Source organism: Streptomyces sp. NPDC024555 (assembly GCF_055559335.1).
Genome location: NZ_JBVHKV010000004.1, coordinates 419,732 through 446,394, shown reverse-complemented (window position 1 = coordinate 446,394; position 26,663 = coordinate 419,732). Strand labels below are relative to the sequence as shown.

Genomic DNA, 26,663 nt, shown 5'->3' with positions numbered 1-26,663 from the left:
CTCCGCATCATCGAGCAGCAGCGGGACGAGAGCCGGGTAGGGCACATGCACGACGAGGAACAGCACGGGCCCCTGGAGGGCTTCACGGTCGGGGTCACCGCCGCACGCCGGGCGGACGAACTCGGCACGCTGCTGCGGCGGCGCGGCGCCACCGTGGTGCACGCGCCCGCCCTGCGGATCGTGCCACTGGCCGACGACAGCGAACTGCTCGCCACCACCAAGGACCTCATCGACACCGTCCCCGACGTGGTCGTCGCCACCACGGCGATCGGCTTCCGGGGCTGGGTGGAGGCCGCCGACGGCTGGGGGGTGGGGGAGCGGCTGCTGGACACCCTGCGCGGGGTCGAACTCCTGGCCCGCGGCCCCAAGGTCAAGGGCGCGGTGCGGGCCGCCGGGCTCACCGAGACCTGGTCGCCGGCGTCCGAGTCCATGGCCGAGGTGCTGGAACGCCTCCTGGAGGAGGGGGTGGAGGGCCGCCGCATCGCCCTCCAGCTGCACGGGGAACCGCTCCCCGGCTTCGTGGAGTCCCTGCGCGCGGCGGGCGCCGAGGTCGTCGGCGTCCCCGTCTACCGCTGGATGCCGCCCGAGGACATCGCCCCGCTGGACCGGCTCATCGACATCACCGTCGCCCGCGGTCTGGACGCGCTCACCTTCACCAGCGCCCCGGCGGCGGTCTCCCTGCTGCGCCGGGCCGAGGAGCGCGGCCTGCTGAACGAGCTGATGGACGCCCTCCAGGGGGACATCCTCTCCGCCTGCGTGGGCCCGGTGACCGCACTGCCGCTCCAGGCCCGCGGCATCGACACCGCCCAGCCCGAGCGCTTCCGGCTGGGCCCGCTCGTCCAGCTGATCTGCCGCGAACTGCCCGCCCGCGCACGGACCCTGCCGGTCGCCGGGCACCGGGTCGAGATCCGCGGCCACGCCGTCCTGGTCGACGACGAACTCCGCGCCGTCCCGCCCGCCGGCATGGCCCTGCTGCACGCCCTGGCCCGCCGGCCCGGCTGGGTGGTGGCCCGCGCCGAACTGCTGCGGGCCCTGCCCGGCAGCGGTACGGACGAGCACGCGGTGGAGACCGCGATGGCCCGGCTGCGGACCGCGCTCGGCGCGCCCCGGCTGATCCAGACCGTCGTCAAACGGGGCTACCGGCTGGCGCTCGACCCGGCGGCGGACGCCAAGTACGCGGACTCCTGAGCCCGCCCGGCCCGCGTACGGGGGTGGCGGGCGACGAGGTACGCGGCCCGCAGCAGCAGGGCGAGCGCGGCGGTGCACAGGACCGCCCGCACGGCGTTCCAGACCACCCAGGTGTCCTCGAACCGCTCCCGGACGGCCGCCGGGTCCGCGATCCTCGCCGGGTCCCCGGCGTCCGCGAGGGTGTTGTTCAGCGGGACGTTGATCCCGCAGGTGAACAGGAACGCCAGCGCGTAGACCGCCAGCGCGGCGATGAGCCAGCCGCGCGGGCCGGGGGAGCGGCGCCACTGCCAGGCGGCCGCCGCGGTGAGGAACAGCGCACCGAGGAAGCCGGCGAAGAAGACCGGGTTCTCGATCACGTCGTTGATGTTCTGCATCACCTCGACGAACGTCCGGTCGCCGCTGCGGCCGAGCGCGGGCATCACCGCGCAGGAGAAGACGTAGAAGGTCCCGGCCATCAGCCCGGTGGTGACGGCGGCGCCGCCGAGGACGAGGTGGTGCAGTGCGGTGGTCGGCCGTCCGGCCCGGTTCTCTGTCATGCCCCCAGTCAAGCCAACGGGCCCGCGCCGTCCCATCGTTCAGACGCGCAGGAGCCTACGCGGGCGTCCACGCGCCGTCCCGAAGCCGCTCGTGGCGGTGGCCCTCGTCCGGCCACGGCGGGAACGGGGGCAGCACCTCCACGAGCGCGTACCCCGCCTTGTGCGCCACCCGGCAGGACGCCTCGTTCGTCACCTGGTGCAGCAGCTCCAGCCGGACGAGCCCGTCCCCGGCGAACGCCGTGAACGCCCAGTCGCCGAGCGCGCCCACCGCCCGGGGCGCCAGGGAACGCCCCCGGGCCCGCACCGACGTCCAGTACCCCACCTCGCCCGAGGCCGCGCCCGGTGCGGCCCGCATCAGCACCACATTGCCGACGGGCTCGTCCCCGAACTCCTCGTCCAGCACCGCGAAGGCGAACCGCCGCCCCGCCGCCAGGCCCTCCTCCTGCGCCCGCAGCCAGCGCTCCGCCGCCGCCTCGTCCTCCACCGGGGCACGCGACCCGGCCCGGATCGCCGGATCGCGGTACGCCTCGACCACCACCGCGAGATCGGCCGCGGTCCAGGGGCGGAGCGTCAGGGAACCGGCCAGGATCCGGATGCCGTGCGCGGGATCGCTCATCGGCTCATCGTACGAGGCGAGTTGACCGGACCGGACCCGGGGCGATGGGGGTTCCGGCCAAAGGCCCCAGGGGGCACTCTGGGGGGAACGGCGGCCGGACCGAGGCGGTGGCACGCGCATGGGAACGCGCAAGGGCTCGCGCGACTGGCGGTTCGACTCCGGGCGGCTCTGCCTCGACCTGGTCGCGACCGGGGCCGACGCACGCGGCGCGGGCGATCCGCTGGACCGGGCCGACCTCCTCGCGGACTGGCTCACGGCCGCCGGGGCCGTACCGCGCGGAACCCGGCTCGCCGGCGTCGACGGCCACTGGCTGACCCGCTTCCGGGAGCTGCGGACCGCCGTGGACCGGCTGCTGACCGCCCAGCTCGGCGGCCGGGGCGCGGACGGCGCTCTGGAGCGCGTCAACGCGCTCGCCGCGGGCGCCCCGCCGGGGCTGTGCGCCGTGCGCGCCCGCAACGGCGCGCTGGTGCGGGGGCTGAGCACGGAACCCGACTGCGCGGCGCTGCTGGCGGCCGTGGCGCGGGACGCGGTGGAACTGCTCACCGACCCGGCCGCCCTGGCCGGACTGCGCCGCTGCGAGGGCGACGACTGCCGCCGCGTCTACCTGGACACCTCGCGCGGCCGGCGCCGCCGCTGGTGCTCCAGCGAGGTCTGCGGAAACCGCGAGCGCGTCGCCCGGCACCGCAGACGCCACGCCGCCGGCCCCGGCCCGTGACATTCCCGCGCATCCCCCGCAACGCAATCGATATCGCGCCACGCGAGATCACGGCCCGCGGCGGATGCGCGGACGTTCCCCTTCGCATAAGGTTGACGGCTGCCCAATGCACGTCAGAAGGGGGCCTCGGTGGCCGCGCAGGATGCCGCTGTCGATTCGTTGCGGGACCGGGAGATCGGTGTCGAGCAGGAACATCTCGACCGGGTGTACCACCGTCTCGAGGAGAAGATCCACGAGGCGGAATTTCTCATGGACGACGCCGTCAAACGCGGCCAGGTCGGCACGCCCGGGGCGCTCGCCGAGCGCGACGCCCAGGTGTTCCGGGCCGGGATCCACCTCAACCGGCTGAACAGCGAGTTCGAGGACTTCCTCTTCGGGAGGATCGACCTGCTGCTCGGCAAGGACGGGGAGCGCGGCCCGGACGGCGCCTACACCTCCGTCGAACCGGCCGACGACGCCGTCCGCGAGGACGGCACCGCCGATATCGCCGAGACGCTGCACATCGGCCGGATCGGGGTCCTGGACGCCGACTACACGCCGCTGGTCATCGACTGGCGGGCGCCCGCCGCCGCGCCGTTCTACCGCTCGACGCCCAAGGACCCGGGCCGGGTCGTGCGCCGCCGGGTCGTCCGCTCCAAGGGCCGCCGGGTCCTCGGCGTCGAGGACGACCTGATGCGGCCCGAGCTGACCGCGTACCTGGACGGCCGGACACTGCCCGTGGTCGGCGACGGCGCGCTGATGGCCGCGCTGGGACAGGCCCGCAGCCACACCATGCGGGACATCGTCTCCTCCATCCAGGCCGAGCAGGACCTGGTGATCCGGGCCCCCGCCGCCTCCGTCACCGAGGTCTCCGGCGGCCCCGGCACCGGCAAGACCGCCGTCGCCCTGCACCGCGCCGCCTACCTCCTCTACCAGGACCGGCGGCGGTACGCGGGCGGCATCCTCGTCGTCTCGCCGACGCCCCTGCTCGTCGCGTACACCGAAGGCGTGCTGCCCTCGCTCGGCGAGGAGGGCCAGGTCGCCATCCGCGCGGTCGGCTCGCTCTCCGACGAGGCGGCCGGGCCCGAGGGCGCCACCGTCTACGACGAGCCCGCCGTGGCCCGGATCAAGGGCTCCTCCCGGATGCTCGCCGTGCTGCGCAAGGCGGCCCGGGGAGCCCTGGAGCAGCCGGCCCCCCGGCCCTCCGGCCAGGAGCAGGGACAGCTCTCGTTCGGGGAGGAGGAGGCGCCGCGCCCGGCGGGCACGCCGACCCGGCTGCGGGTGGTCGCCTTCGGCGCCCGCGTCGAGCTCCAGGAGGACGAACTGCGGCGCATCCGCAACAACGTCCTGTCCGGCACGGCCCCGGTCAACCTGCTGCGCCCGCGCGCCCGCAGACTGCTGCTCGACGCCCTGTGGAACCGCTCCTCGGGCCGGGGCCGCTACACCGATCCGGAGCTGGCGGCCGAACTGCGCTCCTCGTTCGACGAGGACGTGTCCACGGAGACGCCGTTCATCGAGTTCCTGAACGCCTGGTGGCCCGAGCTGGTGCCGCGCCGGGTGCTGGCCGCGATGGCGGACGAGAAGCGGCTCGCCCGGTGGGCCCGGCGCACGCTCAACCAGGGGGAGGTGCGCCGGCTCGCGCGCTCCCTGAAGCGGCTGGACGCCGAGGGGCGCGGTCCGGTGTCCGTGCACGACGTGGCGCTGCTCGACGAGCTCCAGACGCTGCTCGGCACCCCGCACCGGCCCAAGCGCAAGCGCGAGGCCGATCCGCTGGACCAGCTCACCGGTCTGGAGGAGCTGATGCCGCGGCGCGAGGAGACCCAGTGGGAGCGGGCCGAACGGCTCGCGGCCGAGCGCACGGAGTACGCGCATGTGATCGTCGACGAGGCGCAGGACCTGACGCCCATGCAGTGGCGGATGGTCGGGCGCCGGGGCCGGCACGCCACCTGGACGATCGTGGGCGATCCGGCCCAGTCCTCCTGGTCGGACCCGGACGAGGCGGCGGCGGCCCGTGACGAGGCGCTGGGCAGCCGTCCGCGCCGGAACTTCACCCTGACCGTGAACTACCGCAACCCGGCCGAGATCGCGGAGCTGGCCGCCAGGGTGCTGGCGCTGGCGATGCCCGGCATGGAGTCCCCGGCGGCGGTCCGTTCCACCGGGGTGGTGCCGCGGTTCGCGACGGCGGTGGGCGAGGACCTGGGCGAGGTGGTGCGCGCGGAGGCGCGGCGGCTGCTCGGCGAGGTGGACGGCACGGTCGGGGTCGTCGTGGCGATGAACCGGCGTGCGCAGGCGCGCGGCTGGCTGGCGGAGCTGGGCGACCGCGTGGTCGCGCTGGGCAGCCTGGAGGCCAAGGGTCTGGAGTACGACGCCACGGTGGTCGTCTCGCCCGCGGAGATCGCGGACGAGTCCCCGGCCGGACTGCGGGTCCTGTACGTGGCCCTGACCCGGGCGACGCAGCAGCTCACGGTGGTGTCGGGGGAGCGGGACCTGCCCGACGGGGACGGTGTGCCGGACCTCCTGAGGGACTGAGGACCCGCCCGGCGGACCGGTGCCGGGCGGGCCCCGGCATACCCGGGCGCGGGGCGGGGAAGGCTTCCTGCGGTCAACACGCGCTTCGGGAATCACTTCTCCGGGGTGTTTGTTAGCCTGGAGTCGGCACCGGCTCGATCCAAGCCCCCGGGCCCAACCTTCGTCGCTACGAGCGACCACTTGCCGCGAGGCGAGCATGGCGGGTCGGTGCCGCTCAAACCGCATAGACAGACTCGCGTCACCCTCCGGTGGCGCGGGTCTGTTTCCGTTTACGGGCCCGGTTCCGTCCATGCGTCCCGCGCGGGAGCCGCTGGGCCGTCCGAGGGGTTCCCTGAGGCCCTTCTATCTCGTATGGTGGAAAACTGTTTCCGAAGAGCGGCAGTCATTAACGGCTACTCGTCGGTAGGTGCGAATATCGGAAGGCGTGTCCGGGGCGACAGTTCCGGCCGTATAGCAACGAAGCTAAGGAAAGCGAAGGACTCGGCCATGGCAACGGCGCCCAGCGTCTCGTACTCGATGACGGTCAGGCTGGAGGTGCCCGCGAGCGGCACATCGGTCTCCCAGCTCACCACGGCCGTGGAGTCCTCCGGCGGTTCGGTCACCGGCCTCGACGTGACCGCCTCCGGCCACGAGAAGCTGCGCATCGACGTCACGATCGCCGCCACCTCCACCGCCCACGCCGACGAGATCGTCGAGGGACTGCGCGGGATCGAGGGCGTCGTCCTCGGCAAGGTCTCCGACCGTACGTTCCTGATGCACCTCGGCGGCAAGATCGAGATGGCGTCCAAGCACCCCATCCGCAACCGTGACGACCTCTCGATGATCTACACCCCGGGAGTGGCCCGGGTCTGCATGGCGATCGCCGAGAACCCCGAGGACGCCCGCCGCCTCACCATCAAGCGCAACTCCGTCGCAGTCGTGACGGACGGCTCCGCCGTGCTCGGCCTCGGCAACATCGGTCCCAAGGCCGCGCTCCCGGTCATGGAGGGCAAGGCGGCCCTCTTCAAGCGCTTCGCCGGCATCGACGCCTGGCCGCTCTGCCTGGACACCCAGGACACCGACGCCATCGTCGAGATCGTCAAGGCGATCGCCCCCGGCTTCGCCGGCATCAACCTGGAGGACATCTCCGCGCCGCGCTGCTTCGAGATCGAGGCCCGGCTGCGCGAGGCCCTGGACATCCCCGTCTTCCACGACGACCAGCACGGCACCGCCATCGTCGTGCTCGCCGCGCTCACCAACGCGCTGCGCGTGGTGGGCAAGGGGATCGGGGACGTACGGGTCGTCATGTCCGGCGCCGGAGCCGCCGGTACGGCCATCCTCAAGCTGCTCATCGCCGCGGGCGTCAAGCACGCGGTCGTCGCCGACATCCACGGAGTGGTGCACTCCGGCCGCGAGGACCTGGTCTCCGCCGACGCCGACTCGCCGCTGCGCTGGATCGCCGACAACACCAACCCCGAATCGGTCACCGGCACCCTCAAGCAGGCCGTGGTGGGCGCCGACGTCTTCATCGGCGTCTCGGCCCCCAACGTGCTCGGCGCGGAGGACGTCGCGGCCATGGCCGAGGGCGCGATCGTGTTCGCGCTCGCGAACCCGGACCCCGAGGTCGACCCGGCGATCGCCCGCCGGACCGCCGCGGTGGTCGCCACCGGCCGCTCGGACTTCCCCAACCAGATCAACAACGTGCTGGTCTTCCCGGGTGTCTTCCGCGGTCTGCTCGACGCCCAGTCCCGGACCGTCAACACGGAGATGATGCTCGCCGCCGCGCGTGCACTCGCCGGAGTGGTCGCCGAGGACGAGGTCAACGCGAACTACATCATCCCCTCGGTCTTCAACGACAAGGTCGCCGGAGCGGTCGCGGGCGCGGTGCGGGACGCGGCGAAGGCCGCGGGTGCCGCTGTGACGGGCCCCACGTCCGCCTGACGTACGGCGCGTCGCGTGTCGCGGCGCCCCAAACGCCCCTTTAGGGTGGGCGGGCGACGCGTCCCGCAGAGCCCCGCATGACAGGTGCGGACCGCTTTCGGGGAGTCGACGGAACGTCACCATGACGAGGCGATGGTGGTTTTCGGGCGGCTCCTGAGGGTGCCGGATTGGCTTTCCCGCCGCAGGTGGGGGCAGGATGCTTTCCCAAGGCTTCGTCCGGGGGAGACCCCACGGGGCGCGAAGGTCTGAAAAAACGGACCCGGGTCCGGGGACTGTCCGAGGGCCCTGGCAGCATCGGCTTGGATCTCACGCCTCACAGGCAAGAAGAACACGGGAGTAACAACATGAACCGCAGTGAGCTGGTGGCCGCCCTGGCCGACCGCGCCGAGGTGACTCGCAAGGACGCCGACGCCGTGCTGGCCGCGCTCGCCGAGACCGTCGGTGAGGTCGTCGCCAAGGGCGACGAGAAGGTCACCATCCCCGGTTTCCTGACCTTCGAGCGCACCCACCGTGCCGCTCGCACCGCTCGTAACCCGCAGACCGGCGACCCGATCAACATCCCGGCCGGCTACAGCGTGAAGGTCTCCGCGGGCTCCAAGCTCAAGGAAGCCGCCAAGGGGAAGTAACACCCCCTGAGCAGGACGAAGGGCGGTCACCCCGACCAGGGTGACCGCCCTTCGGCGTTCGGGCCCGCACAGGCCTTTCCAGGCCCGTGCGGGGCCGTTGCTCAGACCAGCGAGCCGCCCGGCAGCTCGACCTTCGCCCCGAGCTTCTCCAGCTTCTCCATGAAGTTCTCGTAGCCGCGGTTGATCAGGTCGATCCCGTGCACCCGGGACGTCCCCTGCGCCGCCAGGGCGGCGATCAGGTACGAGAAGCCGCCGCGCAGGTCCGGGATGACCAGGTCCGCGCCCTGGAGCTTCGTCGGCCCGGAGACGACCGCGGAGTGCAGGAAGTTGCGCTGGCCGAAGCGGCAGTCCGAGCCGCCCAGGCACTCGCGGTAGAGCTGGATGTGCGCGCCCATCTGGTTGAGCGCCGAGGTGAAGCCGAGCCGCGACTCGTACACCGTCTCGTGCACGATGGAGAGCCCCGCGGCCTGCGTCAGCGCCACCACCAGCGGCTGCTGCCAGTCGGTCTGGAAGCCGGGGTGCACGTCGGTCTCCAGCGCGATGGCGTTGAGCGCGCCGCCCGGGTGCCAGAAGCGGATGCCCTCGTCGTCGATCTCGAAGGCCCCGCCCACCTTCCGGTAGGTGTTCAGGAACGTCATCATCGAGCGCTGCTGGGCGCCGCGGACGTAGATGTTGCCCTCGGTCGCCAGGGCGGCCGAGGCCCAGGAGGCGGCCTCCAGACGGTCCGGGAGGGCCCGGTGGGTGTAGCCGTCGAGCCGGTCCACACCGGTGATGCGGATGGTCCGGTCGGTGTCCATGGAGATGATCGCGCCCATTTTCTGCAGCACGCAGATCAGGTCCTCGATCTCGGGCTCCACGGCCGCGTTGGACAGCTCGGTGACGCCCTCGGCGAGCACCGCGGTCAGCAGCACCTGCTCGGTGGAGCCGACCGAGGGGTACGGCAGCCGGATCTTGGTGCCGCGCAGCCGCTGCGGGGCCTCCAGGTACTGTCCGTCGGCCCGCTTCTCGATCGTCGCGCCGAAGCGGCGCAGCACGTCGAAGTGGAAGTCGATCGGCCGGCCGCCGATGTCGCAGCCGCCGAGGCCGGGGATGAACGCGTGGCCCAGGCGGTGCAGCAGGGGGCCGCAGAAGAGGATCGGGATGCGCGAGGAGCCCGCGTGGGCGTCGATGTCGGCGACGTTGGCGCTCTCGACGTGGGTGGGGTCGAGGACCAGCTCGCCGGGTTCGTCGCCCGGACGGACCGTCACGCCGTGCAGCTGGAGCAGCCCCCGGACCACCCGCACGTCGCGGATGTCGGGCACGTTGCGCAGCCGGCTGGGCCCGCTGCCCAGCAGCGCGGCGACCATTGCCTTCGGCACCAGGTTCTTGGCGCCTCGGACGCGGATCTCGCCCTCCAGCGGGGTTCCGCCGTGGACAAGCAGGACATCGTCTGTGCCGGTCATGAATCTCGCGTTCCGGAGTGGTCGGGCAGGGGGGCCAAACGAAAGGGTAATGGCCCCCCACCCCCCTTCCGTAAGGGAACGGGGGGTGTACGAACGTCATGAATCCGCCACAACACGCTGTGCTTCCCGGATCTTGCGGAGGGTCACCGTCCGGATCGGTTGCCCGGCCGTGCGCTCCTCGTGCACCCGTGCGCCCTGAGCTGCGCTCGGGCACGGAGTGCGACCGGGGGGCTACTTGGCCCCCGCGGAGGCCGAAGATGCGGGATCATTTCTGCCATGACGGAGGTGTCCTCGCTCACAGGGCGACTGCTCGTGGCCACACCCGCCCTCGCCGACCCGAATTTCGACCGTGCGGTGGTGCTGCTCCTCGACCACGACGAGGAGGGCTCGCTCGGTGTGGTGCTGAACCGGCCGACCCCGGTCGGCGTCGTCGACATCCTCGCCTCCTGGGCCGGGCTCACCGGTGAGCCGGAGGTCGTCTTCCAGGGCGGGCCGGTCTCGCTGGACTCCGCGCTGGGCGTCGCGGTGATCCCCGGCGACGAGGGCCCGCTGGGCTGGCGCCGGGTCCACGGGGCGATCGGCCTGGTCGACCTGGAGGCGCCGCCGGAGCTGCTCGCGGCGGCCCTCGGCTCGCTGCGGATCTTCGCGGGCTACGCGGGCTGGGGGCCCGGCCAGTTGGAGTCGGAACTGTCCGAGGGCGCCTGGTACGTCGTGGAGTCCGAGCCGGGCGACGTCTCCTCGCCCCGTCCGGAGAGCCTCTGGCGGGCGGTCCTGCGCCGTCAGCGCAGCGAACTGGCCATGATCGCCACGTATCCGGACGACCCTTCGCTGAACTGATGGCCGGGCTTTCAGTACGCTTGGCGTTTATGAGCACTCTTGAGCCCGAGCGCGGGGCAGGTACCGGAACCCTCGTGGAGCCGACGCCGCAGGTGTCGAACGGCGACGGCGACCACGAGCGCTACGCCCATTACGTCCAGAAGGACAAGATCATGGCGAGTGCCCTGGAGGGCACCCCCGTGGTGGCACTGTGCGGCAAGGTCTGGGTACCGGGGCGCGACCCCAAGAAGTACCCGGTGTGTCCCATGTGCAAGGAGATCTACGAGTCCATGGGCGCCGGCGGCGACAAGGACAAGGGCAAGGGCGGCAAGGACAAGTAGTCCGGCCGCACCACCGAACCACCCGGGAGGCCCCCGGGGCACGCGACGACGTGCCCCGGGGGCCTCTTCGTGTCGCGGGCCGCCCGGTCACGAAGTGGTCGAGACCACTTGTCCCCCCGGTGGTCCGGACCTAGTCTCCTGCCTGTTGTGCAGAACGAAACATGCGTTGCACATGTTGCAACGCCTACCGGTAGGGGTTCCGGATGAAGATTTCTGCCCGAACGGCCGCCCCGGTCGCGGCCCTCGTCCTGGCGGGGCTCACCGCCACCGCCTGCGCGCCGCAGACCTCCGACAACAGCGCGGACAAGGACGAGAAGTCCGGCACGCTGCGCGTCTGGCTCTTCCAGGAGGTCGGCAACAAGCCCAAGGAGAAGGTCGTCGACGCCGCCGTCGACGCCTTCCGGAAGAAGCACGAGGGCACGAAGGTCGAGATCGAGTACATCCCGGTCGAGACCCGCGCCCAGCGCGTCAAGGCCGCGTTCAACGACCCCAAGAGCGCCCCCGACCTCATCGAGTACGGCAACACCGACACCGCCGGCTACGTCAAGGACGGCGGACTGGCCGACGTCAGCACCGAGTTCGCCGCCTGGGACGAGGCCAAGGACACCGACCCGGCCGCCCGGCGGTCCGTCACCGTCGGCGGCAAGGTCTACGGCGCCCCGCTCTTCGTCGGCGTCCGCGCCCTCTACTACCGCACCGACGTCTTCGCCGAACTGGGCATACAGCCGCCGAAGTCCCAGGCCGAACTCGTCTCCACCGCCAGGAAGATCCACAAGAAGAAGCCCGGCCTCTACGGCCTCGCGGTCGGCGGCGCCTACACCTACGGCGCGATGCCCTTCATCTGGGCCCACGGCGGCGAACTCGCCGACGCGAGCGGCGGCACGTACAAGGCCGCCATCAACGGCGAGAAGGCCCGCAAGGGCATCGAGGCCTACACCTCGCTCTTCGGCGACACCAACTGCCCCGCCGCCAAGTGCGCGGCCATGGGCGGCAACGCGACCGTCACCGCCTTCGCCTCCGGAAAGGCCGCCATGGCCATCGGCGGCGACTTCAGCCACGCCGCCGTCGAGGCCGGGAGCGTCAAGGGCAAGTACGCCGTCGTCCCGCTGCCCGGCGTCACGGAGGGCTCGATCGCCCCGGCCTTCGCGGGCGGCAACAACATCGGCGTCCTGAAGAGCTCCGCCCACCGCACGCTCGCCGTCGGACTGATGAAGGAACTGACCGGCAAGGCCACCCAGGCGAAGATGTTCGACGCGATGGGCTTCCTGCCCACGTACAAGGACGTCCGGGACGACGCCGCCAAGCGCGAGCCGTTCGTCGCACCGTTCGTCGAGACCCTCGGTGCCGGCGCCGAGTTCGTCCCCGCCTCACCGGCCTGGGGGCAGATCGACTCCTCGCTGATCCTGCCGACGATGTTCCAGGAGATCGTCAGCGGCCGCAAGGACGTCGCCGCCGCCTCCGACGACGCCGCCAAGAAGATGGACGCGGCGTTCGCCGACGCGGGCTGACGATGACGGCGAACAGCACGGCGTACCAGGCGCCCCCCGCGACCGGCCCGGACGGCCCCCCTCCGCGCCCGCGCCGGCGCCGCCCGGCCTCCCCGGCCGGGCGGCCGGGGTGGACCCCCTGGCTCTATCTGCTGCCCGCGCTCGCCCTGCTGGGCGCGCTGCTGGTCTATCCCATCTACCAACTCGGCCTGATCTCCGTCCTGGAGTACACCCAGGCCCAGGTCAGCGGCGGCGAACCGGCCACCTTCCAGGGGCTGGGCAACTACGCGGAGCTCTTCGGCGACAGCCAGTTCTGGCAGGTGCTCCTCGCCACCGTGGTCTTCGCCGCCGCCTGTGTGCTGGCCACCCTCTTCACCGGCTGCGCCCTGGCCGTCCTGCTGACCCGGGTGCGGGCGGTGCCCCGGCTCGCCCTCACCCTGGCCGCGCTCGGCGCCTGGGCGACGCCCGCGATCACCGGCTCCACCGTCTGGGTGTTCCTCTTCGACGCGGACTTCGGCCCCGTCAACCGCGTCCTCGGACTCGGCGACCACTCCTGGACGTACGGGCGCTACAGCGCCTTCACGCTGGTGCTCCTCGAAGTGCTGTGGTGCTCGTTCCCGTTCGTGATGGTGACCGTGTACGCGGGCATCCGGGCGATCCCCTCCGAGGTGCTGGAGGCGGCCGCGCTGGACGGGGCCTCGCAGTGGCGGATCTGGCGCTCGGTCATGGCCCCGATGCTGCGGCCGATCCTGGTCGTCGTCACCATCCAGTCGGTGATCTGGGACTTCAAGGTCTTCACCCAGATCTACGTGATGACGAACGGCGGCGGCATCGCCGGCCAGAACCTGGTGCTCAACGTGTACGCGTACCAGAAGGCGTTCGCGTCCTCGCAGTACTCCCTCGGCTCGGCGATCGGCGTCGTGATGCTGGTGATCCTGCTGGCCGTCACGCTGGTGTACCTGCGCCTGATGCGGCGTCAGGGGGAGGCGCTGTGAAGATGCCCGAAGCCCTGCGGGTGCGCAGGCCCGGCCGGCTGGCCGCCGAGGCCGCCGCGCTCCTGATCGCCGCCCTCGTCGCCTTCCCGCTCTACTGGATGGTGCTCTCGGCCCTCAAACCGGCCGGCGAGGTCCAGTCCGCCCACCCCAGGCCGTGGACGCTCTCCCCGTCCCTGGACTCCTTCCGCCGGGTCTTCCAGCAGGAGGAGTTCGGCCGCTACTTCCTCAACAGCCTGATCGTCGCCGGCACGGTCGTCGTCGCCTCCGCGGTGATCGCCTTCCTCGCGGCGACGGCGGTGACCCGGTTCCGATTCCGCTTCCGGACCACGCTGCTCATCATGTTCCTGATCGCGCAGATGGTGCCGGTCGAGGCGCTGACCATCCCGCTGTTCTTCCTGATGCGGGACCTCGGCCAGCTGAACACCCTCGGCTCGCTGATCCTGCCCCATCTGGCGCTCTCGCTGCCCTTCGCGATCTGGATGCTGCGCGGATTCGTCGCGGCCGTCCCGGAGGCGCTGGAGGAGGCGGCGTACATCGACGGGGCGAGCCGCACCCGCTTCCTGTGGCAGATCCTCTTCCCCCTGGTTCTGCCCGGACTGGTGGCGACGAGCGTCTTCTCGTTCATCTCCACCTGGAACGACTTCCTCTTCGCGAAGTCGTTCATCATCAGCGACACCTCTCGGTCGACGTTGCCGATGGCGTTGCTGGTCTTCTTCAAACCCGATGAGAACGACTGGGGCGGGATCATGGCAGCCTCGACGGTGATGACCGTCCCCGTGCTGGTCTTCTTCGTACTCGTACAGCGACGCCTGGTCTCCGGACTGGGCGGAGCGGTTAAGGACTGACATGGTGCATCCGATCCCGGCGCCCCTGAGCGCCGCCTACCCCGCCGGCACGGCCGGATTCGTCCTGGACCGGGACACCGTGCTCGACGCGCCGGAGGGCACCGGGGGCGTCGCCTCGCTGCTGCGCTCCACCATCGGCGCCGCCACCGGGCTGCCCCTCGCCCCCGGCACCTCCGGCCCCGCCGTCCGGCTCCGCCTCGACGCGGACACCGCCGGGACCCTGGGCGAGGAGGGCTACCGCCTCGCGGCGGACCCGGACGGCGTCACGCTGACCGCCGCCGCCCCCGCCGGGCTGCACTGGGGCGTCCAGACGCTCCGCCAGCTGCTCGGCCCGGACGCCTTCCGGCGCGCCCCGGTGGACCCGGACCGGGTCTGGACGGTCCCGGCCTGCACGATCGAGGACCGCCCCCGCTTCGGCTGGCGCGGCCTCATGCTCGACGTGGCCCGGCACTTCATGCCCAAGACCGACGTCCTGCGCTACCTCGACCTGATGGCCGCCCACAAGCTCAACGTCTTCCACTTCCACCTCAGCGACGACCAGGGCTGGCGCGTCGAGATCAAGCGCCACCCCCGGCTGACCGAGGTCGGCGCCTGGCGGGCCCGCACCAAGTACGGCCACCGCGCCTCCGAGCTGTGGGACGAGACCCCGTACGGCGGCTTCTACACCCAGGACGACATCCGCGAGATCGTCGCCTACGCCGCCGCCCGGCACATCCGGGTGGTGCCCGAGATCGACATCCCCGGCCACTCGCAGGCCGCCATCACCGCCTACCCGGAGCTGGGCAACACCGATGTGATCGACACCTCGGCGCTGACCGTCTGGGACGACTGGGGCGTCACTCCGAACGTGCTCGCCCCCACGGACACCGTCCTGCGCTTCTACGAGGGCGTCTTCGAGGAACTGCTGGAGCTGTTCCCGGCGGACGTCTCGCCGTTCGTCCACGTCGGCGGCGACGAGTGCCCCAAGGACCAGTGGAAGCAGTCCCCGACCGCGCAGGCGCGCATCGAGGAGCTCGGCCTCGCCGACGAGAACGAGCTCCAGTCCTGGATCATCCGGCACTTCGACGCCTGGCTGACCGCGCGAGGCCGCCGCCTCATCGGCTGGGACGAGATCCTGGAGGGCGGTCTCGCCGAGGGCGCCGCCGTCTCCTCGTGGCGCGGCTACCGGGGCGGGGTCGCCGCCGCGGAGGCCGGGCACGACGTGGTGATGTGCCCGGAGCAGCAGGTCTATCTGGACCACCGTCAGCACGGCGGCCCCGACGAGCCGATGCCCATCGGCTACGTCCGCACGCTGGAGGACGTCTACCGCTTCGAACCGGTTCCGCCGACGCTGTCGCCCGAGGCGGCCCGGCACGTCCTGGGCACCCAGGCCAATGTGTGGACCGAGGTCATGCAGAACCGCTCCCGCGTCGACTACCAGGTCTTCCCGCGCCTGGCGGCCTTCGCCGAGGTGGCCTGGTCGGCCCTGCCCGCCCCGGACGAACGGGACTTCGCGGAGTTCGAGCGCCGGATGGCCGGGCATTATGCGCGCCTGGACGCGCTGGGGGTCGAGTACCGGCCGCCGGCCGGGCCGCTGCCGTGGCAGAAGCGCCCCGGGATCGTCGGCCGCCCGATCGAGGGAGCACCCCCGAACGTGTGAGTCCGCCCGCACTCCGGTTGCCGCCGCCCCCGTCCTCACGACGCGGGCGGCGGTGCCGTTTCCGGCGTGACCGCCGCCCGCGCGGGGCCCCGCGCACCGGTCGGCACATGTCCCCGTATAAGTTGTACAAGACCGCCCAGGAGTGGCAATTCACCATCCGCTCCGAATCTGGGTGAAAGCGGACCATCCCCCTGGTCAGGGACGGATGCTCCCTTCGTGGACCCTCGCGTCGGCCCGGTCCGAAGATGTGCCAGAGTTGCCACGTCCGGGCTTCGAGCACGTACCGTACGGCGAAACAGGCGGGACAGCCGGGACACCGGGAAGGGGCAGCTGGGTTGACCATGCACGCACCGCAGGCGACGCAGTCCGTCATGCTGCCTGCCTCGTTGGACGAGGCCGTGGCGGCCCTCGGCGCCATGCCCGCGGCCGTCCCCGTGGCAGGCGGAACGGACCTGATGGCCGCCGTCAACAAGGGGCTCCTGCGCCCCTCCGGGCTCGTCGGCCTCGGCCGGATCAGCGAGCTGCGCGGCTGGCACTACCAGGACGGCCACGCCCTGCTGGGCGCCGGTCTCACCCACGCACGCATGGGACGGCCCGATTTCGCCGCCCTCATCCCCGCGCTCGCCGCCTCCGCGCGCGCCGCGGGCCCCCCGCAGATCCGCAACGCCGGCACGCTCGGCGGCAACATCGCCACCGCGGCCCCGACCGGCGACGCCCTGCCCGTGCTCGCCGCCCTGGAGGCCGAGCTGGTCATCGCCGGCCCCGGCGGCGCCCGCCGCGAGATCCCGGTCTCCCATCTGCTGGCCGGCCGCGAGATGCTCCAGCCCGCCGAGCTGATCGGCTTCGTCCGGGTGCCGCTCCTGCACGCCCCGCAGGTCTTCCTCAAGGCCACCGGCCGCACCGGCCCCGGCCGTGCCACCGCCTCCGTCGCGATCGTCCTCGACCCGGCCCGGCGCGGGGTGCGCTGCGCGGTCGGCGCCATCGCGCCGATGCCGCTGCGTCCGCTGGAGGCGGAACGCTGGATCGCCTCGCTGATCGACTGGGACGGCGAACGGGCCCTGGCCGCCGACGCGCTGGCCGCCTTCGGCGAGTACGTCGCCGCGGCCTGCATCCCGGACCAGGCGCCGCCCGCCGACGGGGGAGAGGCACCACCCCTGCCCCCGGCCGTACTGCACCTGCGGCGCACCGTCGCCGCACTGGCCCGACGCGCGCTGGGGAGGGCACTGTCGTGAGCAACGAGGACCGCGCCGCACAGGGGCACGGGGGCTGGGAGCCGACCGCGCACGGCGAGTACGACGCCGACGCGACCGCGTTCGTCCAGCTGCCGCCCGAGGACCTGGCGAACATTCCGCTGGCCGCGCCCGGCCAGGGCTACGTGCCGCCGATGATCCTGCCGCTGACCCCCGCGCCCGGCGTCGACCCGGCCACCGGCGGCTGGCCCGCCCCGCAGCCGGAGCCCGGCACCGGGCCCGCGCCCGCCCCGGTGCACTGGCCCGACCCGAACCAGCAGAACCAGCAGCCCGCGTACGGCTACCCGCAGCCCGCGCGGGAGCCCGAGCGTTACGCCGACGACCCCGGCGCCACCGCCCACTGGAACTTCGCCGAGGCCGGCGGACCGGCCGAGCCCGCCGGCCACACCGGCCAGTGGACGATCCCGGTCGCGAACGGGGACCTCCCCGAGGAGTCCGGGGAGTTCTCGGCCTCCGCCCTGGCCGCCGGCTGGTACGCGGACCGCACCCCGCCGGCCACCCTGCCCGGCGGCGCCCCCGCCCCGTGGGCCACGCAGCCCGAACCGGAACCGGAGCCCGCGCCCGCCCCGGCCGACGACCCCGCCGCCGAGGCGGAGGCCGCCCCCGCCGAGGCGGAGAGCACCGCGGCGGACGGCCAGGCACCGGAGCAGGCGACCGCGCCCGCCCCCACCGGGCCCGCGCCCGCCGACGAGGAGCCCCCCGCACCGGAGCGGCCGCGGACCGAGGACGCCGACCGGACCGCCGAAGAGCCCGCGCCGGAGGCCGGGGCCGAGCCGGAGACCGACGCCGCCCCCGAGGCGGCCGCGCTCCCGGAGACGGACACCGCCCCGGCACCGGACGCCCCCGCCCCCGTACCGGACGCCCCCGCCCCCGTACCGGCCGATCTGCCCAGCGAGCACCCGGCCGTCTCCTACGTCCTCCACGTCAACGGCGCCGACCGGCCGGTCACCGACGCCTGGATCGGCGAGTCGCTGCTCTACGTGCTGCGCGAGCGCCTCGGCCTCGCCGGGGCGAAGGACGGCTGCTCCCAGGGCGAGTGCGGGGCCTGCAACGTCCAGGTCGACGGGCGCCTCGTCGCCTCCTGCCTGGTCCCCGCGGCCACCGCCGAGGGCAGCGAGGTCCGCACCGTCGAGGGCCTCGCCGTCGACGGCGAACCCTCCGACGTCCAGCGGGCGCTGGCCGCGTGCGGGGCCGTCCAGTGCGGCTTCTGCATCCCCGGCATGGCCATGACCGTCCACGACCTGCTGGAGGGCAACCACGCCCCCAGCGAGCTGGAGACCCGCCAGGCGCTCTGCGGCAACCTCTGCCGCTGCTCCGGCTACCGGGGCGTCCTCGACGCCGTCAACGAGGTCATCGCCGGCCGCGAGGCCGCGGCCGAGGCGGCCGCCGCACAGGAGGCCGCCGGTCAGGACGAGGCCCGCATCCCGCACCAGGCGCCACCCGGCGCGGGTAGTGTGCAGGCCCATCTCCAGGACGGAGGCATGGCGTGAGCAACGACGCGGCCACCGCGGCGGGCGCGACCCACACGGCGATCAGCATCCCGGCACTGGACGGTGCCGGAGGCCCCGCCCCCGAACGCCCCCGGCTCGGCATCGGCGCCTCGCTGCCGCACGCCGACGCCCGCCCCAAGACCGAGGGCACCTTCCCGTACGCCGCCGACCTGTGGGCCGAGGGACTGCTCTGGGCGGCCGTGCTGCGCTCCCCGCACCCGCACGCCCGCATCCTGTCCGTGGACACCTCCGGCGCCCTGCGGATGCCCGGGGTGCGCGCCGTCGTCACGCACGAGGACGTCCCCGGCGACGGCTCCTACGGGCGCCGCGTCGCCGACCGCCCGGTCTTCGCCTCCGACCTCGTCCGCCACCACGGCGAGCCGATCGCCGCGGTCGCCGCCGACCACCCCGACACCGCCCGGCTGGCCGCCGCCGCGATCGCCGTCGAGTACGAGGTGCTGGAACCGGTCACCGACCCGGAGAAGGCGTTCGCCGCCGAGCCGCTGCACCCCGACGGCAATCTGATCCGCCACATCCCGCTGCGCTACGGCGACCCGGAGGCCACCGGCGAGGTCGTCGTCGAGGGGCTGTACCGGATCGGCCGCCAGGACCCCGCGCCCATCGGCGCCGAGGCCGGGCTCGCCGTGCCCCGCCCCGACGGCGGCGTGGAGATCTACACCGCCTCCACCGACCCGCACACCGACCGGGACCTGGCCGCCGCCTGCTTCGGCCTCGAACCGGACCGGGTGAAGATCGTCGTCACCGGGGTGCCCGGCGCGACCGGCGACCGCGAGGACCCCGGCTTCCAGCTCCCGCTCGGGCTGCTCGCCCTGCGCACCGGCTGCCCGGTCAAACTGGCCGCCACCCGTGAGGAGTCCTTCCTCGGCCACGCCCACCGCCACCCCACCCTGCTGCGCTACCGCCACCACGCGGACGCCGAGGGCCGGCTCGTCAAGGTCGAGGCCCAGATCCTGCTGGACGCGGGCGCCTACGCGGACGCCTCCTCGGAGTCCCTGGCCGCCGCCGTCGCCTTCGCCTGCGGTCCGTACGTCGTCCCGCACGCCTTCATCGAGGGCTGGGCCGTCCGGACGAACAACCCGCCCTCCGGCCATGTCCGGGGCGAGGGCGCGATGCAGGTCTGCGCCGCCTACGAGGGCCAGATGGACAAGCTCGCGGCCAAGCTGGGCATCGACCCGGCCGAGCTGCGGCTGCGCAACGTCCTGGCCACCGGCGACATCCTGCCCACCGGCCAGACGGTCACCTGCCCGGCCCCCGTCGCCGAACTGCTGCGCGCCGTGAGCGAGGCCCCGCTGCCCGCGCTCCCCAAGGACTCCCCGGAGGACGACTGGCTGCTGCCCGGCGGACCCGAGGGCGCGGGCGAACCCGGCGCCGTGCGGCGCGGCGTCGGCTACGCGCTGGGCATGGTCCACATGCTCGGGGCCGAGGGCGCCGACGAGGTCTCCACCGCCACGGTCCGGGTCCACGACGGCGTCGCCACGGTCATCTGCGCCGCCGTCGAGACCGGACAGGGCTTCTCCACCCTGGCCCGCCAGGTGGTCCAGGAGACCCTGGGCATCGAGGAGGTGCACGTCGCCTCCGTCGACACCGACCAGCCCCCGGCCGGCCCGGCGACGCACGGCCGCCACACCTGGGTCTCCGCCGGAGCGGTCGAACGCGCCGCGAAGATGGTCCGCACCCAGCTGCTCCAGCCGCTGGCCCACAAGTTCGGCATGTCCACCGAACTGCTCCAGATCGCCGACGGCAAGATCACCTCGTACGACGGGGTGCTCTCGACCACCGTCACCGAGGCGATGGACGGCAAGGAGCTCTGGGCCACCGCCCAGTGCCGCCCGCACCCCACCGAACCGCTGGACGAGTCCGGCCAGGGCGACGCCTTCGTCGGCCTGGCGTTCTGCGCGGTCCGCGCGGTCGTGGACGTCGACGTCGAGATCGGCTCCGTCCGGGTCGTCGAGATGGCCCTGGCCCAGGACGTCGGGCGGGTCCTCAACCCCGCCCAGCTGGCCGCCCGCATCGAGGCCGGCGTCACCCAGGGCATCGGCGCGGCGCTGACGGAGAACCTGCGCACCGCCCGCGGTCTGGTCCGCCACCCGGACCTCACGGGCTACGCGCTGCCGACCTCCCTGGACGTCCCCGAGATCCGCATCGTCAAGCTGGTCGAGGAACGCGACGTGGTCGCCCCCTTCGGCGCCAAACCCGCCTCCGCCGTCCCCGTCGTCACCTCGCCCGCGGCGGTCGCGGCGGCCGTCCGCGCCGCCACCGGCCGCCCGGTCAACCGCCTCCCGATCCGCCCGCAGGCGGCGGTCGCGACGCCCAAGGCGTGACCGGCCGCACACCACCGCCCTCCTGGTCGCGGCGGTGTGCGGCAATCATGGGGGTATGCACACCCGCGCAACGGACGGTCCGGGCCACGGCGCGACCCTGGCCCAGCTCCTCGCCCTGATCTCCGCCGGAACCCTCGACGTCGTCGCCGCCCCGCTCGGCACGGCGGTGCCCGTCCTCGACGTGGTGCTGCACGACGCCGGCGAGGACCGGGACGACGAGGCGTGGGCGGCCGCCGGACTGGTCCTGCTCGCCGTCGGCGTCGACGCCGGCACGGCCGAGGCGGCCGACGTGCTGCGCGCCGCCGACCGGGCCGGCGCGGCCGCCCTGATCGTCCGGCGCGGCGGCCGGGGCCCCCGGGCGTCCCTGGTGGAGGCCGCCGAGCGGGGACGCACGGCGCTGCTGACCCTGCGGCCAGGACAGGGCTGGACCGAGGCGCTGGGCCAACTGCGCACGGCCCTGGTGCACAGCGTCCCGGACCGGTCCGCCGACGCGGCCGGGGTGGCCGGACTGCGGCTCGGCGATCTGCCGGGCCTGGCCAACACCGTGGCGGATCTCGTCGGGGGAGCGATCACGATCGAGGACCCGCAGTCCCGGGTGCTGGCGTACTCCCGCATGGACCACGAACCCGACCCGATGCGCCGGCTGACGATCCTCGGCCAGGAGGTGCCCCGCTGGCGGGTCGTCGAACTCCGCGAGAGCGGCTTCTTCCGGACCCTGTGGAACACCGACGACGTGGTGCGGCTGCCCGCCGACGACCGCTACGCCGAGCGGCTGGCCGTCGCGGTGCGGCACGGCTCCGAGGTCCTCGGCTCGATCTGGGCCGCCGCCGACGGACGGCCCCTGGCCGGGGACGCGGCGGCCGCGCTGCGCACGGCGGCTCGCGCCGCCGTCCCGCACCTGTCGCACCACCGGACCTGGGGCCGGGCCGCGGCCCGGGCGCGCGAGGGAGCCGTGCACGCGCTGCTGGCGGGCGGCGACCGGGCGGCGCACGACGTCGGGATCCTCCCGGACCGGCCGTACGCGGTCATGGTGGCCGAGGCGCACCTCGCGCCGCCCGGCCCGGGGACCGCCCCCGACGGCCTCGGGGACCGGGTCCTGGACGTCCTCGCGCTCCAGGCCGCCGCCTACCGCCCCGGCTGTGTGACCGCGCGCTCGGGACGGCGGCTGTACGTGCTGGTGCCGGCCGCGGACGGCGAGACGGACCCCGCGCGCACCCTGCTCACGACGGCCCGCGCGGTGCCGCGCGGCGCGGTCCTCGCCGGGGCCGGTCCGGTGGTGGCGGACCTCGCGGAGCTGCCCGCCTCCCGCGAGGCGGCGGAGCTGGTGGTGCGGGTGCTGCGCGAGCGCGCCGGGGAGCGGCCGGGCGGCGGATCGGCGGTCGCCTCGTACGCGGAGGTGGCGGCCGAGGCGGCGGTGCTGCGGCTGCTCGACCGGGTGGAGCCCCTGTGGGACGCGGTGCCGGGGCCGGTGCACGCGATGCTGGCGCACGACGCCGCGCACGGCTCCTCGTTCGGCGACTCCGTCGCGGCCTACCTCGACGCCTTCGGCGACACGGCCGGGGCCGCCCGACGGCTCAACGTGCACCCCAACACGCTGCGGTACCGGCTGCGCCGGGCCCGTGAGCTGTTCGGCGTGGACCTCTCCGACCCGGCCCTGCGGCTCCTGGCCGACCTGGGGCTGCGCCTGGCCCGCCGCACCGGCTGAAGGGCCCGGCCGGCACCCCGTTCAAGATCATTCGGTTGTGAGGAACGACAACCCAACCGGTCCGGACTGGTCGCTGCCGACGAAGACAGGCCGGGCACCGCGCACCGAAGCTGAGCACATCGCCCCGCGCCCCGACGCGTGCGGGGCGGAGCGACCCGGCAGGTAGGAGTGTGGTTCAGGTGATGTCCTCTTCGGTCTCCCCGCGCGAGCGCGCACGGGAGGCGGCCCTCTCCCGCGCGGTCGAGGAGGGGCTGCTCGGCCCCGGCGCACCGCTCGTCGGCCTGCTCGACGTCGACGGCGTCCTGGCCGCCGTCGACGCGCTGAACGAGGCCTTCGCGGGCCCGGCCACCGTCCAGCACACCTTCGCCGCCAAGGCCTGCGGACTGGTGCCGGTCCTGCGGCTGCTCGCCGAGGCCGGCATGGGCTGCGAGGTGGCCTCCCCGGGCGAGCTGGAGCAGGCGCTCGCCGCCGGTTTCACCCCGGACCGGCTGGTCTTCGACAGCCCCGCGAAGACCGTCGAGGAGCTGGAGTTCGCCCTGGAGCACGGCATCGCGATCAACCTGGACAACTTCCAGGAACTGGAGCGCGTCGACCGTCTGCTGGCCGGCCGTGAGCCGTCCGGCCCCATCGGTCTGCGGATCAACCCCCAGGTCGGCGCCGGTGCCATCGGGGCGATGAGCACGGCCACGGCGACGAGCAAGTTCGGCGTCGCGCTGCGCGACCCCGGGGCCGTGGACGCCGTGATCGACGCCTTCGTACGGCACAGGTGGCTGAACCGGCTGCACGCCCACGTCGGCTCCCAGGGCTGCCCGCTGCCGCTGATCGCCCGGGGCATCGGCGCCGCGTACGACCTCGCCGAGCGCGTCAACGGCCGGCTGGGGTACGCCCGTATCACCGGTCTGGACATCGGCGGCGGGCTGCCGGTCAACTTCGACGACGAGGACGACCGCCCCACCTACGCCGACTACGTTGCCGCGCTGCGGGCCGCCGTCCCCGGGCTCTTCGACGGCCGCTACACCCTCGTCACCGAGTTCGGCCGCTCCCTGCTGGCGAAGAGCGGCACCGTCGCCTCGGTCGTCGAGTACACCAAGTCGGCCGGCGGCCGGCGGATCGCCGTCACCCACGCCGGGGCCCAGGTGGCGACCCGCACCGTGTTCATGCCCGAGGCCTGGCCCCTGCGCGTCGGTGTCCTCGACGCCGCGGGCCGCCCCAAGCACGGCCCCACCGAGATCGTCGACATCGCGGGCCCCTGCTGCTTCGCCGGGGACCTGACCGCGACCGCCCGCGAACTCCCGGTCATCGAACCGGGGGACGTGGTCGCGCTGTACGACACCGGGGCGTACTACTTCTCGTCGCACTTCTCATACAATTCCCTGCCCAGGCCCGCTGTGTACGGTTATCGCGCGGATTCGGCCGGACAGATCCGTCTCGCCCTGATCCGCGCCGCCCAGAGCGTGCGCGAGGTCGTCGAGGAGAGCGGACTCTCCCAGGTGGACTCCCTGGTGGCGCTGTGCGCGGACGGCGCGGAGCACGGAACGACGAAGGAGGTGGCGGAGTGACGCGCGTCCTCATATCCGCCGATATGGAAGGAGCGACGGGAACGGTCTCGCCCGCCGACGTCGCCGCGGGAACCCCGCGCTACGAGCGGTTCCGCCGGCTGCTCACCGGGGACGTCAACGCCGCCGTCGCCGGGTTCGCCGAGGCGGGCGCCGACGAGATCGTCGTCAACGACGCGCACTGCGGCATGGACAACGTCCTCATCGAGGAACTCGACCCGCGCGCGGTGCTGATCGTCGGCCGGCAGAAGCCCCTCGGCATGCTGGAGGGCCTGGAGGAGGGCGTCGACGCGGTGGCCTTCGTCGGCTACCACACCGGCGCCGGCGAGGACGGCGTGCTCGCCCACACCTACCTCTCCCACAGCATCACCGGCGTCCGCATCGACGGCGACCCCGTCGGCGAGGGCGGGTTCAACGCCCTGGTCGCCGCCGAGGCCGGCGTCCCGGTCGTCCTCGTCACCGGCGACGACCTCACCTGTCGCGAGGCATCCGGCTACGCCCCCGGCTGTCGGACCGTCGCCGTCAAGAAGGCGATCTCCCGGCACGCCGCCGTCTGCCGCACCCCGTCCGTCACCGCGGCCGACATCCGCCGCGAGGCCGCCGCCGCACTGGCCTCGCCCCCGCCCCGCCCCGCCCGGCGACCCGCGCCGCACGTGGTGGAGGTCGACGTGGACAGTCCCCACCTCGCGGACCGCGCGTGCGCACTGTCCGGAGTCGAACGGTCCGGCTCCCGCACCGTCCGCGTCGCCACCCCCGACGCCATGACGGCCCTGCGCCGCTTCCGCGCCCTCAGCTGGGTGATCGGCGGCGGTCGCGAGGGCGACTGGACCTGATCAGGCGTTTCCCCCCCCCGGCGGCCCGGACCCCCTTCCCGGGCCGCCGCCCTCCCGGCGGCACCCCCCGAGCGGTTCCCCTGCCCGCGCCCCGCCGCCCCCTCCCCGTCGTCGCCCCGTGACTGGAGCTGCCATGTCCTCTTCCGTACCGCAGAAGGAACCGCTGAGCCCGCAACCGCCGCTCAGCCGCTCGCTGCGCAACCGCCACATGTCGATGATCGCGATCGGCGGCGCGATCGGCGCCGGACTGTTCGTGGGCAGCGGCTCGGTCATCAAGACCGCGGGTCCGGCGGCGATCGTCTCCTACTGCCTGGCCGGCGCGCTCGTGCTGTGCACCATGCGGATGCTCGGCGAGATGGTCGTGGCCAAGCCGTCCGCCGGTTCCTTCGCCGACTACGCCCGCACCGCGATCGGCCCCTGGGCGGGCTTCACCATCGGCTGGCTGTACTGGTACTACTACGTGATCATCGTGGCCGTGGAGGCCGTCGCGGGAGCGGCGATCCTGCACGCCTGGCTCGATCTGCCCCTCTGGGTCCTCGCCATGGGCCTGATGGTCGTGATGACCGCGACCAATCTGCTCTCCGTGAAGTCCTTCGGCGAGTTCGAGTTCTGGTTCTCCTCGGTCAAGGTCGCCGCGATCGTGGCGTTCCTGATCGTCGGCGGACTGTACGTTTTCGGCGCCTGGCCGGGCGCCTCCTTCGACTTCTCCAACCTGACCGCGCACGGCGGCTTCGCCCCCAACGGGTTCACCGCGATCTTCTCCGCGATCGTCGTGGTCATCTTCGCCTTCGGCGGGGCCGAGATCGTCACCATCGCCGCCGCCGAGAGCAAGGAGCCCGAACGCTCGGTGGCACGTGCCACCACCGGGATCATCTGGCGGATCATCCTCTTCTACGTCGGCTCCATCGTGCTGGTCGTCACCATCGTGCCGTGGGACAGCGCCAAGGTCCTGGCCAGCCCGTACGTCGCCGCCTGGAAGATCATCGGGCTGCCGGGCGCGGGCGTCGTGATGGACATCGTGATCCTCACGGCCGTCCTGAGCGTGCTCAACTCCTCGGTCTACGTCTCCTCCCGGATGCTGCGCGCCCTGGCCACCCACGGCGACGCCCCCACCTGGCTGGTGGCGACCAACAAGCGCCAGGTCCCGGCCCGCGCGATCCTCGCCGGAACCGTGGTGGGCTGGATCTCGGTGCTGCTGGCCTATCTCTCCCCGGACACCGTCTTCACCTATCTGGTGAACTCCTCGGGCGCGATCGCCATCTTCATGTACCTGATGATCGGCGTCTCCCAGCTGCGCATGCGGCGGAGGCTGGAGCGCGAGGCGCCCGAGCGGCTGACCCTGCGCATGTGGCTCTTCCCGTATCTGACCTGGGTGGTCATGGCCGGATTCGCGGCGGTGCTGGTGGCCATGGCCGTCATCGCCGACCAGCGCACCCAGCTCTTCACCAGCCTCGGCAGCCTGGCCGTCGTCCTCATCGCGTACGCGGTGCGCAGGGCGCGCGGCACCCGGCCCGAGCCTGCCGCCCAGAGCCGCGAGGCGGATCCGGTCGCTCAGTCCTGACCTGCGAGAACGACGAACCGCCCGCCCCGGGTGCCGGGAGCGGGCGGTTCGTCCGTGGAGACCGTGACCGGATTCGAACCGGTGTAACTCGAGTTGCAGTCGAGCCCCTGAGCCTCTCGGGCACACGGTCCTGCGCTGGTGCGATGCCCCGACGTTAGGCCCGCGGCGGGCGGGGGCTCAAGGGTGCGGGCCGCCGTGCCATACGACTGACACACGCCGTTCATGTCCGGCCCGGTGGTCCTACGACCAAGG

Annotated in this window: 21 protein-coding genes and 1 tRNA gene; 18 read left to right on the top strand and 4 right to left on the bottom strand. The window is 73.3% G+C overall.

Going from position 1 to position 26,663, the window contains the following annotated elements; translation table 11 throughout:
- Positions 1-45: 45 nt before the first annotated feature.
- Positions 46-1,188: a uroporphyrinogen-III synthase gene (locus ACZ4FH_RS09645; protein WP_467303561.1), complete on the top strand. Its 1,143-nt coding sequence runs from the start codon at positions 46-48 to the stop codon at positions 1,186-1,188.
- Here ACZ4FH_RS09645 and ACZ4FH_RS09640 read toward each other — a convergent pair.
- Both ACZ4FH_RS09640 and ACZ4FH_RS09635 read right to left on the bottom strand, forming a co-directional pair.
- Positions 1,137-1,724 (bottom strand): anthrone oxygenase family protein, encoded by a 588-nt coding sequence (locus ACZ4FH_RS09640; protein WP_467303529.1) that lies wholly within the window; start codon positions 1,722-1,724, stop codon positions 1,137-1,139. The genes ACZ4FH_RS09645 and ACZ4FH_RS09640 overlap by 52 nt on opposite strands.
- Positions 1,725-1,779: 55 nt before the next feature.
- Positions 1,780-2,340: a GNAT family N-acetyltransferase gene (locus ACZ4FH_RS09635; protein ID WP_467303527.1), complete on the bottom strand. Its 561-nt coding sequence runs from the start codon at positions 2,338-2,340 to the stop codon at positions 1,780-1,782.
- A gap of 118 nt (positions 2,341-2,458) precedes the next feature.
- Here ACZ4FH_RS09635 and ACZ4FH_RS09630 point away from each other — a divergent pair, with 118 nt between their 5' ends.
- From ACZ4FH_RS09630 to ACZ4FH_RS09615, 4 genes are all read left to right on the top strand, one after another.
- Entirely contained in the window at positions 2,459-3,055 is a 597-nt protein-coding gene (locus tag ACZ4FH_RS09630; RefSeq protein ID WP_467303526.1) for a CGNR zinc finger domain-containing protein, read from the top strand.
- A 129-nt stretch (positions 3,056-3,184) separates the two neighbouring features.
- On the top strand, positions 3,185-5,563 hold the full coding sequence (locus tag ACZ4FH_RS09625) for a HelD family protein (RefSeq protein WP_467303524.1): 2,379 nt from the start codon (positions 3,185-3,187) through the stop codon (positions 5,561-5,563).
- Between the two features lie 486 nt (positions 5,564-6,049).
- Positions 6,050-7,483 carry an NAD-dependent malic enzyme gene (locus tag ACZ4FH_RS09620; RefSeq protein ID WP_383640922.1) on the top strand — a complete coding sequence of 478 codons (1,434 nt, stop codon included), beginning with the start codon at positions 6,050-6,052 and terminating at the stop codon, positions 7,481-7,483.
- A gap of 344 nt (positions 7,484-7,827) precedes the next feature.
- Positions 7,828-8,109: an HU family DNA-binding protein gene (locus ACZ4FH_RS09615; protein ID WP_017237029.1), complete on the top strand. Its 282-nt coding sequence runs from the start codon at positions 7,828-7,830 to the stop codon at positions 8,107-8,109.
- 101 nt (positions 8,110-8,210) lie between these two features.
- On the opposite strand, the gene murA is transcribed toward ACZ4FH_RS09615, so the two are convergent.
- On the bottom strand, positions 8,211-9,551 hold the full coding sequence (gene murA, locus ACZ4FH_RS09610) for a UDP-N-acetylglucosamine 1-carboxyvinyltransferase (protein ID WP_383640919.1): 1,341 nt from the start codon (positions 9,549-9,551) through the stop codon (positions 8,211-8,213).
- 276 nt (positions 9,552-9,827) lie between these two features.
- On the opposite strand from murA, the gene ACZ4FH_RS09605 reads away from it, so the two are divergent.
- The 13 genes from ACZ4FH_RS09605 to ACZ4FH_RS09545 all read left to right on the top strand — a co-directional run bounded on the left by ACZ4FH_RS09605 (position 9,828) and on the right by ACZ4FH_RS09545 (position 26,411).
- Positions 9,828-10,388, top strand: a complete 561-nt coding sequence (locus tag ACZ4FH_RS09605; protein ID WP_383640916.1) for a YqgE/AlgH family protein — start codon at positions 9,828-9,830, stop codon at positions 10,386-10,388.
- Positions 10,389-10,417: 29 nt separating this feature from the next.
- The gene (locus ACZ4FH_RS09600) at positions 10,418-10,708 is read left to right on the top strand and encodes a DUF3039 domain-containing protein (RefSeq protein WP_352126806.1); all 291 of its coding nucleotides are present in this window, start codon (positions 10,418-10,420) and stop codon (positions 10,706-10,708) included.
- A gap of 203 nt (positions 10,709-10,911) precedes the next feature.
- Positions 10,912-12,216, top strand: coding sequence for an extracellular solute-binding protein (locus tag ACZ4FH_RS09595; RefSeq protein ID WP_467303519.1), 1,305 nt, complete (start codon positions 10,912-10,914; stop codon positions 12,214-12,216).
- A 2-nt stretch (positions 12,217-12,218) separates the two neighbouring features.
- On the top strand, positions 12,219-13,190 hold the full coding sequence (locus ACZ4FH_RS09590; protein ID WP_467303517.1) for a carbohydrate ABC transporter permease: 972 nt from the start codon (positions 12,219-12,221) through the stop codon (positions 13,188-13,190).
- A 2-nt stretch (positions 13,191-13,192) separates the two neighbouring features.
- Entirely contained in the window at positions 13,193-14,035 is an 843-nt protein-coding gene (locus tag ACZ4FH_RS09585) for a carbohydrate ABC transporter permease (protein WP_467303559.1), read from the top strand.
- Between the two features lies 1 nt (position 14,036).
- Entirely contained in the window at positions 14,037-15,674 is a 1,638-nt protein-coding gene (locus ACZ4FH_RS09580) for a beta-N-acetylhexosaminidase (RefSeq protein WP_467303515.1), read from the top strand.
- Positions 15,675-16,009: 335 nt separating this feature from the next.
- Positions 16,010-16,906: an FAD binding domain-containing protein gene (locus ACZ4FH_RS09575; RefSeq protein ID WP_467303514.1), complete on the top strand. Its 897-nt coding sequence runs from the start codon at positions 16,010-16,012 to the stop codon at positions 16,904-16,906.
- A complete protein-coding gene (locus tag ACZ4FH_RS09570; RefSeq protein WP_467303512.1) occupies positions 16,903-18,414 on the top strand; it encodes a (2Fe-2S)-binding protein in 1,512 nt (503 codons plus the stop codon). Before ACZ4FH_RS09575 ends, ACZ4FH_RS09570 begins: the two co-directional genes overlap by 4 nt.
- A complete protein-coding gene (locus ACZ4FH_RS09565; protein ID WP_467303511.1) occupies positions 18,411-20,756 on the top strand; it encodes a xanthine dehydrogenase family protein molybdopterin-binding subunit in 2,346 nt (781 codons plus the stop codon). Before ACZ4FH_RS09570 ends, ACZ4FH_RS09565 begins: the two co-directional genes overlap by 4 nt.
- Positions 20,757-20,811: 55 nt before the next feature.
- Complete coding sequence (locus ACZ4FH_RS09560; RefSeq protein ID WP_467303509.1) at positions 20,812-22,461, top strand: PucR family transcriptional regulator; 1,650 nt, start codon at positions 20,812-20,814, stop codon at positions 22,459-22,461.
- A gap of 182 nt (positions 22,462-22,643) precedes the next feature.
- Positions 22,644-24,020, top strand: a complete 1,377-nt coding sequence (locus tag ACZ4FH_RS09555; protein ID WP_467303557.1) for a diaminopimelate decarboxylase — start codon at positions 22,644-22,646, stop codon at positions 24,018-24,020.
- Positions 24,017-24,850, top strand: a complete 834-nt coding sequence (locus ACZ4FH_RS09550) for a M55 family metallopeptidase (RefSeq protein ID WP_467303508.1) — start codon at positions 24,017-24,019, stop codon at positions 24,848-24,850. Before ACZ4FH_RS09555 ends, ACZ4FH_RS09550 begins: the two co-directional genes overlap by 4 nt.
- 133 nt (positions 24,851-24,983) lie before the next feature.
- Positions 24,984-26,411 carry an amino acid permease gene (locus ACZ4FH_RS09545; protein ID WP_467303507.1) on the top strand — a complete coding sequence of 476 codons (1,428 nt, stop codon included), beginning with the start codon at positions 24,984-24,986 and terminating at the stop codon, positions 26,409-26,411.
- Between the two features lie 55 nt (positions 26,412-26,466).
- On the opposite strand, the gene ACZ4FH_RS09540 is transcribed toward ACZ4FH_RS09545, so the two are convergent.
- Positions 26,467-26,541 (bottom strand) — tRNA-Cys (locus ACZ4FH_RS09540).
- Positions 26,542-26,663 lie beyond the last annotated feature (122 nt).